The sequence below is a fragment of the Prevotella mikamonis genome, assembly GCF_055381405.1.
The window spans coordinates 1,794,666-1,815,417 of record NZ_AP035785.1; the positions used below are offsets into that span (position 1 = coordinate 1,794,666).

Here is a 20,752-nt window from a genome sequence, read left to right on the forward strand (position 1 = left end):
CGTCGTAGCAAACTCAAAAGTTGCAGCGCAACTCTTTTTTGCTCATTAACTTGGTATTTTACTTATTTCAAGAGTCTGGTCGCAGTAGTCTAGCACAGCTGGCCGATGCGTGATAAATATCACCGTCTTATGCTGCGACGACAGTATATTGTGCAGCAACTGCTTCTCTGTATCGAGGTCTAGTGCCGATGTAGCCTCATCGAGCACCAGTATGCTGCCCGGCCGCAAGAGACTCCGGGCTATGCCGATACGCTGTGCCTGCCCCTCGCTCAGTCCCGCTCCCTGCTCGCCGCAGACGGTATCAAGCCCGTCGGGCAGGTCGAATACGAAGTCGGCACAGCTCTGTCGCAATGCGTCTTCCATTTCCTCGTCAGTGGCATTCGTCTTGCCGAGCAACAGGTTTTCGCGAATCGTACCGCTCAACAGCGTATTACCCTGTGGCACGTAGACGAAGTTGCAACGATGCAGGGGCGAAAGCCGTTCGCTCCAGTCGCCATGATAGATTTCTATCGCTCCCGTCTTGGGCCTCACCAAGGCCAGCAGAAGGCGAATGAGTGTAGTCTTGCCCGCTCCGGTCTCTCCTTTTACCGCCGTGCAACTGCCGGGTGTGAAGTTGAAGTCGAGCCGTTCGATGACATTATTTTCCACATCAGCATAGCCGTAAGTGACGTTATGGAGCCGAATGCCACAGGGTGCGGGCAACTCCACAGGGTCTCCCTGCTCTTCCAGCGGATTCTCTTCAAGCTCCATCAATCGTTCTGCTGCCGTGAATACCGAGACGAAAGACGGGACGAGATTCACCAGGCTTCGCGCGGGATTCTGTATCCTGTTGACCAACTGTAGGAATGCCGTCATACCACCAAACGACAGCGTATGCGATGCCAGACGGACGGCAGCCCAGAAGAACGCAAGCAGATAACCGAGCGAGAAACCGAGGTTCACCATCAGATAACTGAACACACTGAACCGTGTGCGGTGTATCACTCTGCGGCGCAATTCGCCCTGCTGCCCTTCCAGTCGGTCTATCATGGTGTCGTCGCTCTCCAGCGTCTTGATGAGCATGCGGTGCTGCAAGGTCTCCTGCAAGAGGCTTTGAACCCTGCTGTCGCTCTCGCGAACCTGCCTGTTAAGGTTGCGCATACGGCCGATATAGATTTTGCTCACCGACAGGAAGATGGGCAGAATGGCCACAATAGCCACTGCCAGCCACCTGTCCATAGAGAAAAGATAGCAGAAAGCACCCACAAACAGGGCCAGCACAGACAATGTATTGGGTATCACCTCAGTCAGGAAGCCGACCACATTATTCACATCTGCCTCCAAACGATTCAGCACATCGCCCGAATGGAACTGTTCGCGGCCGCCCCATACCGACCTCAGAATACGGTCGAGCATGCGTTGCTGCATCCTGTTCTGCGCTTTGATCCCCAGTATATTGCGTATCCACACGGTAGCTATTGATATGGCAAAATCACAGAGTATCAATGCCCCCATGAGACCGATAGCCGTATACAGACTCCCTTGCACCACTCCCGAAGCCACGTCGATGGCATGCTGCACGGCCCAAACCTGCAACAGACTCACCCCTACGGACACCAATCCCACCACGGCATTCAGTATGGCCTGGGTGCGATTGCCACGCCATGAACGCCACAGCCATTTCAGAATGCTGCGAACAGGATATTTGGCAGGAGGGATATGCAGTAGGTTTCTTATCTTCATTTTTCTATTTATAACGGTCAGGATATCTGCTGTCACGAGCCAGACAGGCTACCTCTACTCTCTCTGGTCAGCTCCCCACATCAGTTTCTCGCGCAACGTGGCCGAATAGCGATGCCTGTTGCGCTGCACGATACGGATGGCATAGGGCGCTTTACGAATGATGAGACGTGTGCCTTCGAGCATTTTCTCCGAACGCCCGTCAATGGCTACGAGGAAGTTGTGCGACCGGCTCTCCACCTCCATCACGATTTCCCGGTCGTCGCCGATGACGATTGGCCGGATATTCAGGCTGTGCGGAGCTACCGGCGTAATGCAGATACTGTTGGTATGGGGCGCAATGATAGGTCCGCCATTCGACAGATTGTAGGCCGTACTGCCTGTAGGCGTAGACACCACAAGCCCGTCGGCCTGATAAGTGACGAGGAATTCACCATCCACACTGGTACGCACAGAAATCATCGAAGCTGTATCGCGCTTCAGCACAGCAATGTCGTTGAGCGCATAGGGACATCCCTCCAGCGTCTCGCCGTCGGTCATCAGCTGCAACACCGTATGCTCTTCCACCTTGCAACGCCCCTCATATATCTCGTCGATAGCCTCCTTGATTTCGCCCGGCAACACATCGGCCAGGAATCCCAAACGCCCCATGTTGATTCCGACGATGGGAATTCCCTTCGCGCCCACCTTCTTGGCAGCCTTCAGGAAAGTACCGTCCCCACCGATAGAGACAGCATAGTCTACATCGAAATTGTAGTCGTCGAAGATGCCCGACACCTGGACGGCCCGTTTCTCTTGCAGCGTCAAGAAGTTATAAAAGCTACGCTCCATGTAGATTTCGGCGCCGCGTGCGCGCAACTCGGCAAGGATATCCTCCGTACAAGCAGCCTTACCGGCTTGATAACTGTTTCCGAAAATGGCGAAACTAAGTTGCTGACCTGACATTATATTGATATTTTTGATTCTTTAATAGCCGTCAAACACCACTAAATCACAAACATTTAGTATATTTGCAGATACATTGATTATGCAAAAATAGTATTTTTAAAGGACAAAACATTATATTGTTTAAGAATTATGGCAAAAGTATATGAATTTCTGGCTAACGGTTTTGAAGAGGTCGAAGCCTTGCTCCCGGTAGATATTCTGCGTCGTGGCGGCATAGAAATCAAGACCGTCAGCGTCACCGGTTCTGAGTTTGTCACGTCGTCGCACGGTGTCACACTGAAAGCCGACATGCTGTTCGAAGACGCCGACATGAGCGATGCCGACATGCTGTTGTTGCCAGGAGGACTGCCCGGAGCAACCAACCTCAACGAGCATGAGGGCGTGCGCAAGGCATTGGCAGAACAAGACAAGCTGGGCAAACGCATCGGTGCTATCTGTGCCGCACCGATGGTGCTCGGCAGTCTCGGCCTGCTGAAGGGGCGTAAAGCCACCTGCTCGCCGGGCTTCCAGCAATATATGGACGGAGCAGAGTACACTGCACAGCTCTTCCAGGAGGATGGAAACATCATCACGGGCGAAGGACCGGCAGCCACATTCCCCTATGCTTACCGCATCCTGAGCTACTTCGTGGGCGACGAACCGGTGAAAGATTTACAGGCGAAGATGCAATATGCACATCTGACGGAGTCAGTCTGACATCACCCCTGCATTTCTTTGAAATTACTGCAAGGCTTCGGCAGTCTTGCTGCAAAGCCCATGCAGCATCGCTGCAAAGGCCAAACAGTATTGCTGCCAAGGCTTTGCAGTAAAACACCTCCCGTTCCATCTCTCAGACAAGGAGTACAGGGAGACACCTCTCCCCGATTCGCTACCTTGGAGAGGGAGGTGTAATCAGGACATCAGCTGCCCGTAGGGGCAAATTTAATTCGCCCAATAGGATACCTCTCCCAAAAGTCGCGTAAGGACAGGGAGTACCGGATGTAAGAGCGAAATTGAATTTGCCCGACAGGCAACAGCATACGAACAACATATTATCAAGAAATAACATACATACGCAAAAGCCCAACCCCTGCCTTTGGGGAGGGAATGGGAGGAGACCGACTATGAACTATATCATCATCGTAGCAGGAGGAAAAGGACTCCGAATGGGTGGGGAAATACCCAAACAGTTTCTGCCTGTCGGCGGAAAACCGGTACTGATGCGCACCATTGAGCGATTCCACGAGTACGACGCGCACATGGGAATCATCCTCGTACTGCCACGCGACCAGCACGCCTACTGGCAACAGCTGTGCCGGGAATACGATTTCCGCATCGAACATACGGTAGCTGAGGGTGGCAGCACGCGTTTCGAGTCGTCTAAGAACGGACTCGCGGCCATCCCGACCGACGCCGAAGGACTCGTCGGCATACACGACGGCGTGCGTCCCTTCGTATCGCTCGAAACCATCGGACGGTGTTACGACACGGCCGAAGACGAGTATGCTGCCATCCCCGTGATGCCCGTGGTAGAGACACTTCGCTATGTCGACGCGCACAACGGAGGACACAACGTGCAGCGAAGCGACTATCGGATGGTGCAGACACCACAGGTGTTCGACATCGCATTGCTGCGCCAGGCCTTCAGTCAGCCCTATCGCGACTCGTTCACCGACGACGCCTCAGTGGTAGAGAGTCTGGGATGCACTGTGGCTATGGTCGAGGGAAACCGCGAGAACATCAAACTGACGACTCCCTACGACCTGATGTTGGCTGAATATATCCTCACCCACCGGTAAAGACGGGAAGAACAATATACTGACAAGACAAAAAACACTGCATCGACGACTCTTCCCGCCCAGCGAGAGGGAGACGCGATGAAGCAGCGAAACATACTTGATGTACTCCATTCTGTCGCAAGATATCATGTATCTTCCGGGCGTAGGACCCAAGAAGAAAGAGATGCTGAGCAAAGAGCTTGGCATCGCAACGTGGTATGACCTGTTGCAACACTACCCGTATAAATATGTAGACCGCACCCACATCTATCCCATCAACTCGCTCAACGGCAACCTGCCGTTCGTCCAAATCAAGGGACGCATCCTGAGTTTTGACGAGTTTGCGATGGGCGGACGCAAGAAGCGTGTGGTGGCCCACTTCTCAGACGGACAAGGCGTAGTGGATTTGGTATGGTTCAGGGGGGCGCAGTATATCTATAAGACATATAAGGTGGGCGTGGAATACATCGTGTTCGGCAAGCCCACAGTGTATCAGGGGCGTTATCAGTTTGCCCATCCGGAGATAGAACCTGCCGACAACCTACAGCTCGGCCAGATGGGCATGCAACCGTATTACCACACCTCGGAGAAAATGAAAGACCACGGCATGACGTCGCGCAACATCGAGAAACTCACACGTACGCTCATCGACAAGCTGCCCACAGGAAGCATTCCGGAGACCTTACCGCCCTTCATCACCGAATCGCTCCACTTGATTCCGCGCGAAGAGGCTTTTCGCACCATCCACTATCCGCAGTCGATAGAGAGCCTGCAACGTGCTCAGGTGCGCCTGAAGTTTGAAGAGTTATTTTTCGTTCAGCTGAATATCCTGCGCTATGCCAGCGACCATCGCCGCAAATATCGTGGAAACATCTTTGCCCACGTGGGCAAGGAGTTCAATGCCTTCTATCATCACAACTTGCCATTCCCACTCACCGGCGCACAAAAACGCGTGATGCACGAGATTCGCGACGACATGAAGAGTGGACGACAGATGAACCGGCTGCTGCAAGGAGACGTGGGGTCGGGCAAGACACTCGTCGCCCTGATGTCCATGCTCATTGCCATCGACAACGGCTATCAGGCGTGCATCATGGCCCCGACAGAAATTCTGGCTGAACAGCACCTGGCTACCATTCGCGAGTTTCTGCACGGCATGGACATTCGCTGCGAACTCTTGACAGGCGTGGTGAAAGGAAAGAAACGACGCGAGGTGCTCGAAGGATTGAAAAACGGCGACGTGAAAATACTGGCTGGGACGCATGCCATCATCGAAGACACGGTGCAGTTTGCCCGACTGGGCATGGCTGTGGTCGACGAGCAGCACCGTTTCGGCGTGGAACAGCGTGCGCGTCTGTGGTCGAAAGCAGAGAATCCGCCCCATATCCTCGTGATGACGGCCACGCCGATACCGCGCACACTGGCCATGACAATATACGGCGACCTGGACGTCAGCGTGATAGACGAGTTGCCACCGGGGCGCAAACCCATCATGACCGTCCATAAATACGACACACAGACCACCAGTCTCTACTCCGGCATACGCCAGCAGATACAGCAAGGCCGGCAGGCCTACATCGTCTTTCCGCTCATCAAGGAGAGTGAGAAGAGCGACCTGAAGAATCTGGAGGAGGGCTATGAGACCCTGCGCGAGGTGTTCCCCGAATTCAAACTGAGTAAGATTCACGGACAGATGAAGTCGAAGGAGAAAGAAGAAGAGATGGCCCGGTTTGTGAAGGGAGAAACCCAGATACTCGTGGCAACCACCGTGATAGAGGTGGGGGTAAACGTTCCGAATGCCTCGGTGATGGTGATTCTCGACGCACAGCGCTTCGGCCTGTCACAATTACACCAGCTGCGAGGGCGTGTAGGGCGTGGGGCCAAGCAGTCGTATTGCATCCTTGTAACCCATTACAAGCTGGCCGACGAGAGCCGGAAACGTATCGACATCATGTGCGAAACCAATGATGGCTTCGAAATAGCGGAAGCCGACCTGAAGCTGCGAGGTCCAGGCGATTTGGAAGGAACACAACAGAGCGGCATAGCCTTCGACCTCAAGATAGCCGATATAGCCCGCGACGGCCAGATAGTGCAGTTGGCCCGCAACGAAGCCCAGAAAATTATCGACGCCGACCCCACCTGCCAAAGTCCGCAAAATGCCCTGCTCTGGAATCGGCTGAAAGAACTGCGACGCACCAACATCAACTGGGCTGCCATATCGTAGCCCTACTCCAGAGTGGCAAGTATTCTATCCTATCCAAGATTTAATTCAAAAAAGCTCCTAGCTTCGTGCAGTCTTTTGAGTTGTTTTGACTCCTTTAATTAAAAGGGATTATACATCTATGAAAGTAGATACACAGATAGAAGCATGTAAACAAGGGAATCGTGAAGCTCTTGGCCGATTATATACAACATATTCAGACAAATTACGGGAGGTATGCCGGCACTATGTCAACGACGAAAGTATAGCAGAAGACATCCTGCACGACGCTTTCATCATTATCTTTTCATCCATCAGAGACCTGAAGGATGAAAAGAAACTGGAAGGTTGGATGGTAACGATTGTACGAAATCTGGCACTTAGATATCTAAGAAATACAGGAAAGACCATCTCCTTATCTCTCATCAATACAGATACACTTGCTAATGAGCCACAAGATACAAGACCAAGGCTAGACTTGGAACAAATTTTGTCTGCCATAGAAAGTTTACCCAATGGCAGCCGAGAAATATTCAGGCTGTCCGTCTTAGACGGTCTTTCCCATCAAGAAATCAGCGAGCTTCTTGGTATAGCTCCACATAGTTCCTCGTCACAACTTTTCAGGGCAAAGAAACTATTAAGAGCCATACTCATCAACTATTGGGCACTGTTGCTCCTTCCTGTTCTGATTCCATTGTATATCTATTGGATTGCCAAAGGAGACAAAACGACAACGCGGGGGACAAAACCATCCACTATTGCACAACAGAAACAGGCAGAAAAAGAATCTGGCAACCATCAGAAAGCTGTTGATATCAAGAGCCATGAAACAATCATGACGCATAGGAAACAATATATCCGATTTTTTACAAAGAATACGCCAACTGTCAAAAGGGCCGATTCTATCACTGGTCGCACAACAAAGTTTAAGGAATTCATTGCCGCTACAGGTTATAACCTGCAATTATCGGCTGTAGACAGTGGTCTGGTCTTGAATGACACACTTCTCCATCTGCCACCAGTCAACATGCAAAAACTAATAGCAACAGCAAACAACCAGCCACAGACAAGAAAGAAATATCCTTGGACACTACATCTAGGCTATTCCTCCAATTCTCCCAACGATGCTGCATCAGCCCTCAACTATCTGTCGGTCATAGATTATGCCAATGGCGGCACGACAGCCAAACTGTATTCTATGGGGCAACTCATCGACTACCTGAATCGCAACCAGACGCTCATGGACTCTACAGAGAATGCAAAACTAAGGAAGATTGCCACCGACCAATTCATTTCGGCATACGACCCATTAGGCGAAAAGGCTCATCATGAACGCCCGCTCACATTCGGTATATCGGTAAACAAGCAATTAAGTCCTCACTGGATATTGGGGACGGGCATCACCTATACTCGCCTGAAATCGGAATTCACAAGTGATTTCAATCATGCAACACTCCGAAAGATGCAAAAAATTGACTATATCGGTATTCCTTTACGAATGACTTACCGAGTGTGGAACAAGGGAAACTTGGATGTCTACACTACAGGCGGGGTGGCATTCGAACTGCCAGTGAGCAGTTCGCTCTCCAAAGAGTTTACCGTTACGGCAGACTCTTCGTTCACTATAAAAGGAGAAATACACCCACGATACCAGTGGTCTGTCAATCTTGGTGTGGGTGTGCAATATCGCATCTTCAAACCGTTCAGCCTATATATAGAGCCAAACCTATTCTATTATTTTAGAAATGGCAGTGGAATAGAAACCTATCGCACCGAGCATCCATTTATGTTCAGCATACCGTTTGGGCTACGTTTGACATGGTAAGAGTTTGTTTAATTTAAAAGAATATAATATGAGGTATTTGAATTTAGTAAAATGCGGAGTCGTTTCGAGCCTGTTCGGTCTTCTGACAGCATGCGTTTCAGAGAGTAGCACGACAGGAGGGGTGAGCATATCAGAGGTCAACACTTCTGATTGCAAGACATCTGTATCAAGAGCCGATACACGGCCGGAATACTATCAGGAGATTTCCGAAAAGCGAACGACTCTTACACTCATTCCAGGGGTAACAAATGAAGTGGTCGGACAATTCACCGACGTGCAGGACAATTGTATCATTGGGCGTTTCCATGTGGATATAACTCGCAATGGCGACGAACTCGTCCTCATCATATATCCGGAATTAGATATGCTGACAGACTGCGTGTGCTTATATGATATAGGTTTCAAGGTAAAAGAGTTGGAAGCAGGAAGCTACCATCTGAAGGTATATCACACGACTTCTAAAAGGAACTTGGACAAATCGAATATGATATATAACGGTTCGATTAAAATAGATTCTCAAAAAAGTATCACCATACCGATGGACAAGCGGTAAAATATGTAAGTCTACATGAACGGTGTATCAGGAGGTGATACATCGTTTTTTTCTATTGCCTACTGTGTTTTTCCTAGCATTTCAAGCAGTCTTTTAGTTAAGCACGTCTCCTTGTAACAGAAGAATCCTAAGACGGAATTCACTCATTACAGAAAAAAGAAATGCAAAAGAGACACACAGACAGAGAACGGTATTTCAGAGAATCGGCACTAACCGCAAGCCACTACTATATCCCCTATATCAAACAATTCCACAACCTAGCGGATGGGTGCAGAGTGCTTGAAATCGGGTGTAGGGAAGGTGGAAATCTAAAACCATTTGCAGAAATAGGATGCGAGGTAATAGGAATTGATTTGGCACATAGCAGAACAGAGCAGGCCCGACAATATTTTGAGAAAACAGGTTTGAAAGGAAACTTTGTTTGCTGTGATTTTTCTACATATCCCCCACCTCCCCATGAGGAAAATAAATTTGATATCATCATATTGCACGATGTCATAGAGCATGTCCCCGATAAATATACTTTTTTATCGCATATCGGCAAATTCATGCAAACCAACGGAGTCCTGTTCGTGGCTTTCCCTGCTTGGCAAATGCCGTTTGGTGGACATCAACAGATTTGCCACCACAAGTTATGGTCTAGATGTCCTTTCCTCCATCTGCTACCTACCGCATTGTACAAATGCGTCTTAGAGCGGATAGCAGACGAGGAAGAAGCTACAGTGAAAGAATTGCTCTACATTAAGAGCTGTAAGTGTCCTATTGAACTCTTTGAAAAGATAATCGGAAAGATAAACTTTCGAGTCGTCAATCGCCAACTTTGGTTTATCAACCCTCATTATTTACAGAAATTTGGACTAAAGCCAAGAAGATTATATCCCCTCATCTCAAAACTACCACATATAAGAAATTATTTCAGTACATCATGTTTCTATATCCTGGCAAAACCTAGCTAGAAATCAAAATAATATACTTGCCAATACCTAATTATCCGCTAACCGAGTATGTTAAAAGGCCTATAAAATTAGTTAATAGTGAAACATTTTCTTCATATTTTTATTATCTTTGCGAAGTCCGTTGACAATCTGATGAACTTTTTGTATGGTTCATCGCCTCTCTAATCGCGGTTCTGTGTTCTATCCGCGTACTACTTTTAACCTATGAATTAACAATGAAATTGATTGCAAATAGTAAAAGAATTACAATTGTCGCATTACTCATATTGGGTTGCATTCCTGTAATGGCCCAAGACCTACTGGCGCGCCAAGCTCCTGTAGACCGAAAGATGCGCACAGTAGATACCGTAGCTCTCAAGAGTATCATCCAGCGTGAGCAGATGGAATCGCCCGCAGCCGACCTTTACAGCGACTGGGACAACAAATATGCCCACAGAGCTACTGAGCTGCCCGATTCTTTCCGTATCAGCCTACGTCATTTCTGTATGCCAACGCCTAGTCGTGTCGTGACCAGTAATTTCGGATCACGTTGGGGACGTCAGCATAAAGGACTGGACATTAAAGTATATATCGGCGATACGATTCGCTCAGCATTCAGTGGCAAAGTACGTATTGTGAACTATGAAGGTCGCGGATATGGTAAATATATCGTCATCCGGCATCCGAACGGACTGGAAACCATCTATGGTCACCTGTCCAAACAACTGGTAGAAGAGAATCAGGTGGTACGTGCCGGTGAGGTTATCGGCCTTGGTGGAAATACCGGTCGAAGCACAGGTTCGCACTTACACTTCGAGACTCGACTCTGTGGCGTAGCCCTCAATCCTGCCCTGCTCTTCGACTTCCGCAATCAAGACGTAACGGGTGACTACTTCGTTTTCAAGAAACGGAATTATGAAAGGGAGTCGGCCGAGGCAACACGTCTACGCGGAAAAATAGGAAACGGCAGTTACAACCGTGCCGATGTTAAGGGAAGTGATGCCGAAGAGGAAACGACCGAGGACAACAGCATCGCACAATTGAGCTACTACAAGGTAAAATCGGGCGACACGCTCTTCTCTATCTCGCGTCAGCGCGGAATATCTATTGAGACATTGTGCAAGCTCAATCACATCAGCAAGAGAGCTTCCCTGAGGCCAGGACAGATTATCCGGTTCTCATAACGACGATATTTCTAATAACTATGATAGGCAGTGGGGTGTACCGTAGAGTTGCATCCCACTATTTGTTTCGGACCAAAGGATACAAAAAAGACTCCCCACCATACGATGAGGAGTCCATTATATTATGTAATGTGATTTATTTCTTGGAGCAACTTGCAGCCTTGCCACTTTCTGCCTTCTTGCAATCACAGCTCTTGGCTGCCTTGGCTTCAGGCGAACAGCATTTCTTCATTTCACTCTTCTTGCAAGCACAAGCCTTAACCTCCTTGCTGCATTGAGCAGCTTTTTTGTCACAGCACTTGGCGTCTTTCTTTGCACAACACTCTTTCTGGTCAACCTTCTTCTCTACTTGTTGTGCATTTACAAAACCTATTACGGCAACCATCATGGCTACACCTACTAAAAATCTCTTCATAATCTACAATCTTTTTATATTTAAAACGATTGCAAATATACGTATTCTTTTGCCTACTCCAAACAATTACAGACTTATTATAGATTTCTTATTCTTTTTATGGAAATGCGCACAGCGTCTTTTTATCTCTTTACCAAGTTCCTGATAATAAACCATGCGTGCATCAGATAAGTGGTGAACAGACCATAATGATGGCACATGATAAGGAAACGCTCGCGCAGAGAAGCACGATGATTCTTGATACTCATACCGCCTTCAAGATAGTTTACCACCACCATGTGAAGATGACGGAGAGACAATTGACGGTTTTCCGTATCTTTCATCACCCGAATACACCAATCGACATCGGCCGATAACCGATAATTCAGATTGTAAGGATTACAGCGAGCAATATCGGTACGGGCATAAAAAGCCTGATGGCAAACCAGCATACCCTGCCGGAACGAGCGCCATGTGAGGTGTTCGGGGGGCGAAAGGCGGCGATGATAAAGGAATGCCCCGTCATCGTCGACCACATCGGTATCGCCATAAAGCACTCCCGGTAACTCTTCGTCCTCACCTACCTGACCTGCCACCAACTCCAACGTATCGGCATAAGGAAACACATCACCGGCATTCAAGAAGACAAGATAGTCGCCTGTAGCCTCCATAATGCCCTTGTTCATTGCGTCATACAACCCACGGTCTGGCTCGGATTTCAGCACCACCCGGTGCATTCCCACCTCTTCGTTGGCTTGTATATAGCGCTGGACAATGGCCAAGGTTCCATCGGTCGAAGCTCCATCTATGATAAGATGTTCCACTTTGCCATACGACTGACGCAACACACTATCTACAGTTCGCTGCAATACGTGTTCGGCACAATAAGTACACGTGACAATGGTAAATGTTATCATAAATTGTTATTCTTATATTTCATTGCCTGATGATATACTTCGATATAGCGTAATGCCACCGCACTCCGGGAATAGTTAGCAGCAACCTTCTGCACGGCGTAACACTCTACCTGCTCGCGTGGAGCATCGTAAAGCATCCATCGTATTCCGAAAGCCAAATCGTCTGCATCACAATAGTTTGCCACATAGCCATTGAGCCTATGGTCTATCATCTCCGGAATTCCTCCTACTCTAAATCCGATGCAGGGGACACCACATGCCATGGCTTCCATGATGGTATTGGGAAGATTCTCTGATAGCGACGGTAGGACGAAAGCATCTACAGCATTGTAAATCTTCACAATCTCTCTTTCATCATTAACATATCCCTGCGGATAGACAGACATATTGAACTGTCCTGCATAATCTTCGGCGTGGCCACCTAAAAGGACCAATCCAACCTCTTGCTTCATCAATGGATACTGAGCTGTCAGCTTCTGACAAGCTTCGACGAGATAGTTCATGCCTTTGTTCACGTTGGTAGTCCGCTGAGCAGCAAAGAGCAACAACCGCTGATTACCAGGCAACCCCAATGCCCGTCGAGCCTCTTGCTTATCATGGCGGCAATAGATTTGGGTATTAAGCGGATTGGGAATAACTTCCACCCGCTGTCCTCCTATCAAGCCGCTATGCTGCGCTTCGTCCGCCAACCATCTACTACAGGCTACAAACGAGATATGCCCCTTTTTATACAACTGACTCTTCTGTTCCCAAACCCGATACGACAAGTCTCTATCGCCACCGCTTGGCAGATATTTGCAAGCTGCACAATGGCTCTTAAACTTATCACATCCCAAGGTAAGATGACAGATAGAAGTGAGTGGCCAAATATCATGCAAAGTCCAAACAATAGGCTTACCACTCTCTATTATCTTCCGAATGTTCTTGATAGACAGCATACCCTGATTAATCCACGACAGATGAATGACATCGGCTTCACGGAATTCAGGCAATTGGGTGATGTCATTGCCAGCATTGGCAATATCTACCTCAAACAGGTGCTTACGAGAGAAGTGCATGTGCCAGAAGATAACCCATCGCTCCCAAAGGAAATTCCAGCGAATCAGCCAGCTTTTTGGCAACTTCACAACGGTAATATCCTCGGTCGTCTTATCGCGAACAAGCATCTTTGCCTTGACACCATTATTGTTCAAGGCATCTTTCAGGCGGTTAGCTGCTACCGCTGCCCCACCTGTCTTCTCACTTGTATTGACTATCAGCACACGCATGATGTTCCCTTTTTATACGCAAAGATAAACGTTTTTTCTTACACTTGTCAGTTATCAGGAGAAAAGATGTACCCATATTCTCCTAGAGCAGCAATTATTCATCCCTCCCATTATATCCTTTTAAGCGCTTGTGCGCGAACACACATATTGATATAAGTCAAGAAAAATACTATATTTTGACCAAAGTCGACAGAAATTGTTGCCGCACACAAACTTTCGATGTATCTTTGCAACGTCAAAAGGTTAATAGATTGTTTAGGTTAGTAGTAATAAAATAGATTTAGGTTTTTAGTTATTAGGTTTTTTAAAGGTAAATTGATAGATTGTTTAACAGGTAATGATGAAGGCCGTGAGGTTTTCATTTATTCAGAAAAAAGTTTTAGTTAAACATAAGAAGACGCCGAAGCTTGTGAATAAGCTCCGGCGTTTTCCGTTATTTTCTACCCTAATCATGCACTATTACCATACAAAAGAATTATCTTTGCGCCACTAAACTGTCTATATATGAAAAAGAAAACTATCCTATTAACATGCCTACTGACGATGTTGGGACTTACGCAAAGTAATGCAAAAAAACTGATGATGGCTGTTGGTACTTATACCAACGGAACAAGTAAGGGTATCTATACTTTCCATTTCGATGATAAGACAGGGGTAGCAACGCCACTGCACATGCTTGCTATGGATAATCCCTCGTTCTTGAAACTGGGCCGACAAAAAGGACTCTTATATGCGGTTTCAGAGAAATCGGACGCTACAGCCTCTATCAATGCCATCAGACTGGATATGAAGACTGGAGAGATGACTTTGCTCAATACGCAACCGACTAACGGCGAAGATCCGTGCCACGTGGAGACAAACGGGAAGGTAGTGATGACAGCCAACTACAGCGGTGGCTCACTCAGTGTGTTTCCGCTTAATAGTGACGGGACTATACGCCCCATGTCTCAACTATTTAAAGGCTCTACTGCACCCACAGACGTACCCAATCAAGCTACGCCCCATATCCATTGCAGCAAACTGTCGCCTGACGGCAAGATTGTATTAGCCTCAAACTTCAGTGCCAACGAGATACTTGGATTTCGGGTTTTAGGCGATGGAAGCTTGCAAAAGATAGGAGTGGTCGGTACACTGACACGCAACTCCGGCCCACGCCACATTATCTACTCGGATAAAGCCGTCTATGTCATGAGTGAAGTTTCGGGTGCCGTAACGGTCTTCAAACGTGGCTATGGTGAAATGAAACGACTCCAAGAGATTCAAAGCGATTCTGTCAATGGACGTGGCGGTGCCGACATACATCTTTCACCCAATGGTAAATTCCTATATACCAGCAATCGTTTAAAGGCCGACGGCATCTCTATCTTTGCCGTGAACAAGCTCGATGGTACGCTCACAAAGATAGGATACCAAGATACTGGCATCCATCCTCGCAACTTCAATATCACTCCTAATGGTCGCTTCTTACTATGTGCATGCCGCGATAGCAATAAAATTCAGGTGTTCAGCATCAACAAAGAAACTGGTTTGCTCACCGATACCCACCAGGATATTATGGTAGACAAAGCTGTCTGCATAGAATTTTAAGAAGCAAAGACTTTAGAAATCAAAAAAGGTAATAGTTACTACGTCTGCACAAGCCAACATAATAACTATTACCTTTTATCTATTAACGTTTATCTTTTTACTATCAAACATACGGCGTGGGCAGCCATTCCCTCCTCTCGCCCGGCAAATCCCATCTTCTCCGATGTCGTTGCCTTGATAGAAATCTGGTCTTCATCACATCCCATCACCTCAGCCAAACATTGCTTCATAGCTGGAATATGAGGATTAATCTTAGGCCGTTCAGCCACAATAGTAGCATCTATATTCCCTAATTCATAACCCTTTGAGGCCAGCAGTTCAACCGTTTTGTGCAATAATATCTTACTGTCAATATCTAGAGTGGAAGCAGCAGTGTCTGGGAAGTGATATCCTATGTCGCGCATATTGGCCGCACCAAGCAACGCATCACAGATAGCATGGATGAGTACATCAGCATCACTGTGCCCCAGAAGTCCCATCTCGTGGCTTATCCTGATGCCACCCAACCACAAATCACGCCCTGCCACCAAACGGTGTACATCGTAACCATAACCCACACGGGGAATCAACACCATTCCCTTATTCTCTTCGTCCATAGAACTAACTTATTTATATTTGGCTGTTTCTTACTTCATCGATATGCCAATAAGCAAGAAAAAGACATCTTATCTCTTAAACAAATCCTTGATTCCGTCCATATCAAATGCCAGGGAAACGCGTAATGTCTGGTCAAGAGGATTACTCTTAGACGTCGCAATGACGTAACCGGCATCAAGAGAGAAGACATTCATCCTGAATCCGGCACCCACCGTAAAGTATTTCAGATTACCTTTGATCTCGTGCTGATGATGGTAACCGGCACGAAGCGTAAACTTATCATTGTACGTATATTCGCCACCGACACTCCACTGTATTTCTTTCAACTCCTCTCCGAAACCGTCGGGAGCATCGCCAAAGCTCTTAAAAATACCACTGATGCTCGACACATCGTAATAGTCTTTCTGTAAGCGTGTCTCGTAGTCCACCGTCTCTTCTCCATCTTTCTGCTTGGGAATCGTGGGAACAAGCAACTTATTTGCATCTATAGAGACCGAGAATTTATTATACTGGTCTATTGGCACAAGCAACGAAGCACCCAGCCGCAAGTTCGTAGGGATAAACTCATTGTACGTTCCACCCATATTAATCTTACTACCGATGTTCGAGATGTTCAAACCCACCCCCAACTGGCTCTCCCGACTGCCCAACATCAAGTAGGTTTGATAATACGCAGACAAATCGGCGGCAAAGGCACTACCCGGCGATGTATGCTCATTATAGTCGTAGGTAAGATCTGAATAAATCCAACGAACGGCAGCTCCGATAGAGAATTTTTCACTCAACATCAATGAATAAGCCACATCTAACGACATCTCGTAAGGCCGAATTGTCAATGCCTCATCTTTTGTGGTCACCTCTCCAAGCGAGAAATAACGCAAAGAGCCTGATACGGCACTATGTTCCCCGATACGAGCATAGCCCACCAGATGGGCCAAATCAATATCATTGACTATTGTTCGCAACCACGGGGTATAGTTCAAAGCCACTCCCGCACGCGAGATGGTAAATGGATATTTGGCAGGATTCCAATACTGCGAGTATACATCCGGATCGGTAGCAGCACCCACATCGCCCATACCTCCACCACGTGCATCGGGTGCTATCGTCTGAGAGGTAACAGCGGTATAAATCGGATTAAAAATAGTTGTCTTGTCATCGCCTGCCTTTACACTCTGTGGAGCTACCAGCAAAAACGACAAACAAGCCATGAAAATATACTTATAGCTATTCATTTTGATTCTTATTATTTCGTCGGTTTATTTGAAAGATAAACGGACAGTCAACCTAATTATTGCCCACTACAATGAGTTTCTTGGCCTTTGAACTCACAGAACCGCCATCACTGGTCAGTGTAGCACGGAAAAGATAGACACCGGTCTGCAAGCGAGTCCCCGTATCTGTGGTCAGATTCCAATTCAGCGTATACGCACCTTGGGATACCACTCCTTTCTCCAGATTCTTCCAGAGTATGCGACCTGCCAAATCAAACACTTCTATCATGACATCCATATTGCTCCCTGCACGGTCGTGATTGACGATAAAGGTAGTTGCCGACGATGCCGGATTCCTGTTGACAGACACGTCGAAGATATTCGGATTGAGTCCTTCCACCACGTTAAATGTCAAGGTAGACACCGAAGAATTGTTCAAAGTGTCCCAAGCACGGAATGTCAAGGTATGTTTTCCGGGAAACAAAGCCGGAATAATAAAAGATGTCGCTCCCTTGGTAAAGCTCCCGAAATCGTACGAAAAGTTATCATTCAGCACATAGGTCTTGCTCATATCGCCGTCTATCACAAGCTCCAAGTCGTGCCCGATACCGTTACCGGTGACATTGATACCATCCTTATCGGAAATCTCTGCTACGAAATAAGGTGTACTATTCACTTTTCCGCCATTAGCAAACGACGGTGTATTCAGATAACAATAGACAGACGGACCTATAGAGTCAGTCCCTGCAATAGCCGAACCACCCACCTTGAACGAATCATTATAACCGTGTGCCAACTCAGACTTCGCCTGATTAATGGCAAACAGATTGATTAGGCCACTCTCGTTGCTGTAGTTGATATCCTTTGGAACGGCAAACGAGAAACTGAATTCACCTTTCTTCACACTGTCGATGCCATTGAAGAGCGTCTTCGTACGGTCATAATAAGCAAAGGCCTCATCTGCTTCCGATGTATTATTTCGCTTACAGGTTACAAGTTCTTCAGAGTCTCTCACCGTCACAGCCAATGTCCCAGTAAATTCAGGAGCATCCTCTATATGCCCATCTACCTTCACCGTACTGCCAGCTTTCAGCATGACAGCATTGTCCGAAGACACCTTCACACCATTGATAAGGTCTATCACAGCCTTACGCGAAGGCCGATGAAGCACCAAGGCGGGATCGCCCAACAGGGAATACTGGAGCTTATTGGTGGTCAGGTCCTGCCCCGATGTTATCAAATAGTTCTTAGCCAAGCGTTGAGCTTCTCCTATACTGATGTCCTTTCCATCTTCCCGACCCAGTACATATTTAAGGTAAGCCATGTTGATACGCTTATTATAATACGCATACACGGTACGAGTAGTACCGAAGAATGCCACCGCACCACCCTTTGGATTTAAGATAGTTGCTTCACCAATATTTTCCGCGACACCGTCAAACGGCATAATGTCACACGAAGCCGTTATCCATAGCGGGAGATTTTTGTTGGTAAAAGAAGCAAAGTCAGCCAACTTCAATACCGATTCATGAGAAATCAAGGTTTCAGAACCATGCCCGGCATAGTCCATTATCAAAGCTCCGACTGCTTGCTGCTGCATGATGATTTTCGTAGCTTCGGGATAAGTATCCCCTGTCGAAGAAGTTTCACGCGTATAAGCATCCCATATCACTTTCTTAATCAAATATCCAGGATAGTTTTTCTTGACCCACTCAGCCGCCTCGTTGGCATCATCCATGTGCAGATTCTCATTACCATCATCGCCCATAAACATCAGTGTATTGAGCCACGCCCCACCGTCCTTATTCTCAACATAGCCGATGGTCTTGTCTACCATTACCTTGGCTTGGGCAGCAGTCGTCACCGGGAATCGCCCTACAGCAACGTCCTGTTGTCCCCTCTCCTGTATATTAGCACCCTCTCCCTCGTCGAGCAACGTCATAAATCCGTCGTCCACATAGCATCTAATCGCGTTGAACGAATTCTCACTTTCATAGCAAAGCAGGTAGTCATCGGCTTTCAGATTCCTACATTCCGGCGTGAGCATGCGGTTATCCCACACGCAATCACCAAAAAGCAGGAGATAGCGGGGGGCATCCTTGGCAGTTTCCGCCCTATCATAAAGCATCTTCAAGTAGCGACGATAGGCATTGATATCAGGCGTACCACTGGAAAACTCATTGTAGAGTTCATTAGCCGGAACGATACGTACGCGCATTCCATCGTGCGATTCACGGAAGGCTTTGAGTCGTTCGGCCTGCGCTTGCAGCTTCTTTGAGGTCGGAATAATGATGACCATGTCGTATGGTCCATCGCCATGAAGATTCTGATTGGCAACCTTACCCACATATTCAGGTGTCTTAAATGTTTGAGAAGCCAGATGAGGAGGTGGTTTCGGAGTATTCCAAGCCATCGAAACGTAATCCAGACGAACAGGTCCGCCCGACAACGTAGTAATAGAAATCGTGTCTGCGGCTGTACGAGTATTCAGCATATAAGTCCCAGCAGCTTCACTCCCCTTATCGTAATCCACCAGTACAATATCGAGCGTACCCTTCACCTGACCGTTCACAGCCACCTGAACTTGGCTGCCTACGCCGGCCGACACGTTTACCGACAACGTACCATGTGTGCTGTTTGATTCATTTTTCAGCACCAGTTTCTTGGTGCTTCCCACAGATATTGTCTCCGTATCAAAGAGATTCCTACCACCATGATACCACGAATAGCCATCTACCTCATAGAGACTGTGGTAGTCATCGGCCGAAGGATAGAAGCTCTGGAGGAATTTTGTCGAGTCTATTGTAGCCGGTGCAGCATCGCTCTGTGTTATAAAATAATAGCCATAAGAAGAATAAGGGTTACGCGTTCTGCGCGTAGTGGTTTTACTACTCCACGTCACAGGACCGATTGCATGGAAAAGCCTTCGACCTCCAACAACCGTAAGAGGCACTTCGTGCAAATCGTCTGTCGCGCGGATATAATCGGTCTTGATGGCTTCCGGCTGCAAAGCCCCCCCGTAACCATATACCTTCACCTTGCTCAAATCCGTAAATCCAGCTTTCTTGATGAGTGCATCCGTCAATTCGTACACCCCCGTTTCTGCTACACGGATTTTAGCCCAAGTACCCGTTGAGAGTACGGAAGCAGATGCGTAGACAGAAGATTGCGATGCACGAGTAAGCATCCTACTTGCCCGCTTATTGCCAGATACAGGTCTTGACTCTACCTTCAACATAAAACTGACAAGCACCTGATACCGTTGCTGACGATAGACAAGGGGCAGAAAGCCCACTGTCAGTTCCCCACTCTTACGATTCACGCTGACATGCTGTTCCAACACAGGACTGTCAGGCAACGCAGCTCCCGAAATCTTTTGATATTGCAAGATGTCGGCAGCTGTCATATTCACATATTCCGGGTATAGAATACTCACCTGATAGGTAGAATCGGCATAGTCTGTCCCCAGCGGTAGAGTGAACGAGAAGCGAGGCAATATGGAGTCTATCCGCACCTGATCATAGGTCAGATTAAAGAAGCGGCTGGCAGGAAATAAGGGAAGGGAAAGCAGCAGTAAGAACAATAGTATCCCTACCCTTCTCATGAAAGGCAGACTGTTTCTCCTTATATATATATATTGCTCCATCAATTTTT

The 20,752-nt window shown here is 47.6% G+C and carries 16 protein-coding genes; 8 read left to right on the forward strand and 8 right to left on the reverse strand.

The window, feature by feature from the left end; translation table 11 throughout:
- Positions 1-45 precede the first annotated feature (45 nt).
- Both ACZ42L_RS07625 and ACZ42L_RS07630 read right to left on the reverse strand, forming a co-directional pair.
- Entirely contained in the window at positions 46-1,722 is a 1,677-nt protein-coding gene (locus ACZ42L_RS07625) for an ABC transporter ATP-binding protein (RefSeq protein WP_464715733.1), read from the reverse strand.
- Positions 1,723-1,776: 54 nt separating this feature from the next.
- Complete coding sequence (locus tag ACZ42L_RS07630) at positions 1,777-2,664, reverse strand: NAD kinase (RefSeq protein WP_464715734.1); 888 nt, start codon at positions 2,662-2,664, stop codon at positions 1,777-1,779.
- Positions 2,665-2,796: 132 nt separating this feature from the next.
- Here ACZ42L_RS07630 and ACZ42L_RS07635 point away from each other — a divergent pair, with 132 nt between their 5' ends.
- The 7 genes from ACZ42L_RS07635 to ACZ42L_RS07665 all read left to right on the forward strand — a co-directional run bounded on the left by ACZ42L_RS07635 (position 2,797) and on the right by ACZ42L_RS07665 (position 11,121).
- Positions 2,797-3,363 carry a DJ-1 family glyoxalase III gene (locus ACZ42L_RS07635; protein WP_464715735.1) on the forward strand — a complete coding sequence of 189 codons (567 nt, stop codon included), beginning with the start codon at positions 2,797-2,799 and terminating at the stop codon, positions 3,361-3,363.
- Between the two features lie 407 nt (positions 3,364-3,770).
- On the forward strand, positions 3,771-4,445 hold the full coding sequence (locus tag ACZ42L_RS07640; protein ID WP_464715736.1) for a 2-C-methyl-D-erythritol 4-phosphate cytidylyltransferase: 675 nt from the start codon (positions 3,771-3,773) through the stop codon (positions 4,443-4,445).
- Positions 4,446-4,545: 100 nt separating this feature from the next.
- Positions 4,546-6,648, forward strand: a complete 2,103-nt coding sequence (recG, locus tag ACZ42L_RS07645) for an ATP-dependent DNA helicase RecG (protein ID WP_464715737.1) — start codon at positions 4,546-4,548, stop codon at positions 6,646-6,648.
- A 118-nt stretch (positions 6,649-6,766) separates the two neighbouring features.
- Positions 6,767-8,449: a sigma-70 family RNA polymerase sigma factor gene (locus tag ACZ42L_RS07650; protein ID WP_464715738.1), complete on the forward strand. Its 1,683-nt coding sequence runs from the start codon at positions 6,767-6,769 to the stop codon at positions 8,447-8,449.
- A 28-nt stretch (positions 8,450-8,477) separates the two neighbouring features.
- The gene (locus tag ACZ42L_RS07655) at positions 8,478-9,002 is read left to right on the forward strand and encodes a hypothetical protein (RefSeq protein WP_464715739.1); all 525 of its coding nucleotides are present in this window, start codon (positions 8,478-8,480) and stop codon (positions 9,000-9,002) included.
- 161 nt (positions 9,003-9,163) lie between these two features.
- Positions 9,164-9,958 (forward strand): class I SAM-dependent methyltransferase, encoded by a 795-nt coding sequence (locus ACZ42L_RS07660; RefSeq protein WP_464715740.1) that lies wholly within the window; start codon positions 9,164-9,166, stop codon positions 9,956-9,958.
- 215 nt (positions 9,959-10,173) lie between these two features.
- Positions 10,174-11,121, forward strand: a complete 948-nt coding sequence (locus ACZ42L_RS07665) for a peptidoglycan DD-metalloendopeptidase family protein (RefSeq protein ID WP_464715741.1) — start codon at positions 10,174-10,176, stop codon at positions 11,119-11,121.
- A gap of 136 nt (positions 11,122-11,257) precedes the next feature.
- Here ACZ42L_RS07665 and ACZ42L_RS07670 read toward each other — a convergent pair whose 3' ends face one another.
- The 3 genes from ACZ42L_RS07670 to ACZ42L_RS07680 form a co-directional block, all read right to left on the reverse strand.
- Positions 11,258-11,536, reverse strand: coding sequence for a hypothetical protein (locus ACZ42L_RS07670; protein ID WP_464715742.1), 279 nt, complete (start codon positions 11,534-11,536; stop codon positions 11,258-11,260).
- Between the two features lie 122 nt (positions 11,537-11,658).
- The gene (locus ACZ42L_RS07675; protein ID WP_464697909.1) at positions 11,659-12,432 is read right to left on the reverse strand and encodes a glycosyltransferase family 2 protein; all 774 of its coding nucleotides are present in this window, start codon (positions 12,430-12,432) and stop codon (positions 11,659-11,661) included.
- The gene (locus ACZ42L_RS07680) at positions 12,429-13,700 is read right to left on the reverse strand and encodes a glycosyltransferase family 4 protein (protein WP_464697911.1); all 1,272 of its coding nucleotides are present in this window, start codon (positions 13,698-13,700) and stop codon (positions 12,429-12,431) included. The genes ACZ42L_RS07675 and ACZ42L_RS07680 overlap by 4 nt, the downstream gene beginning before the upstream one ends.
- Positions 13,701-14,204: 504 nt before the next feature.
- On the opposite strand from ACZ42L_RS07680, the gene ACZ42L_RS07685 reads away from it, so the two are divergent.
- Entirely contained in the window at positions 14,205-15,287 is a 1,083-nt protein-coding gene (locus tag ACZ42L_RS07685; RefSeq protein WP_464715743.1) for a lactonase family protein, read from the forward strand.
- Between the two features lie 89 nt (positions 15,288-15,376).
- Here the strand turns inward: ACZ42L_RS07685 and ispF are convergent, their stop codons facing one another.
- From ispF to porU, 3 genes are all read right to left on the reverse strand, one after another.
- Entirely contained in the window at positions 15,377-15,883 is a 507-nt protein-coding gene (gene ispF / locus ACZ42L_RS07690) for a 2-C-methyl-D-erythritol 2,4-cyclodiphosphate synthase (RefSeq protein ID WP_464702238.1), read from the reverse strand.
- Between the two features lie 69 nt (positions 15,884-15,952).
- Positions 15,953-17,095 carry a type IX secretion system outer membrane channel protein PorV gene (gene porV / locus ACZ42L_RS07695; RefSeq protein ID WP_464703992.1) on the reverse strand — a complete coding sequence of 381 codons (1,143 nt, stop codon included), beginning with the start codon at positions 17,093-17,095 and terminating at the stop codon, positions 15,953-15,955.
- Positions 17,096-17,171: 76 nt separating this feature from the next.
- Positions 17,172-20,702, reverse strand: coding sequence for a type IX secretion system sortase PorU (gene porU / locus ACZ42L_RS07700; RefSeq protein WP_464715744.1), 3,531 nt, complete (start codon positions 20,700-20,702; stop codon positions 17,172-17,174).
- Between the last annotated feature and the right edge of the window lie 50 nt (positions 20,703-20,752).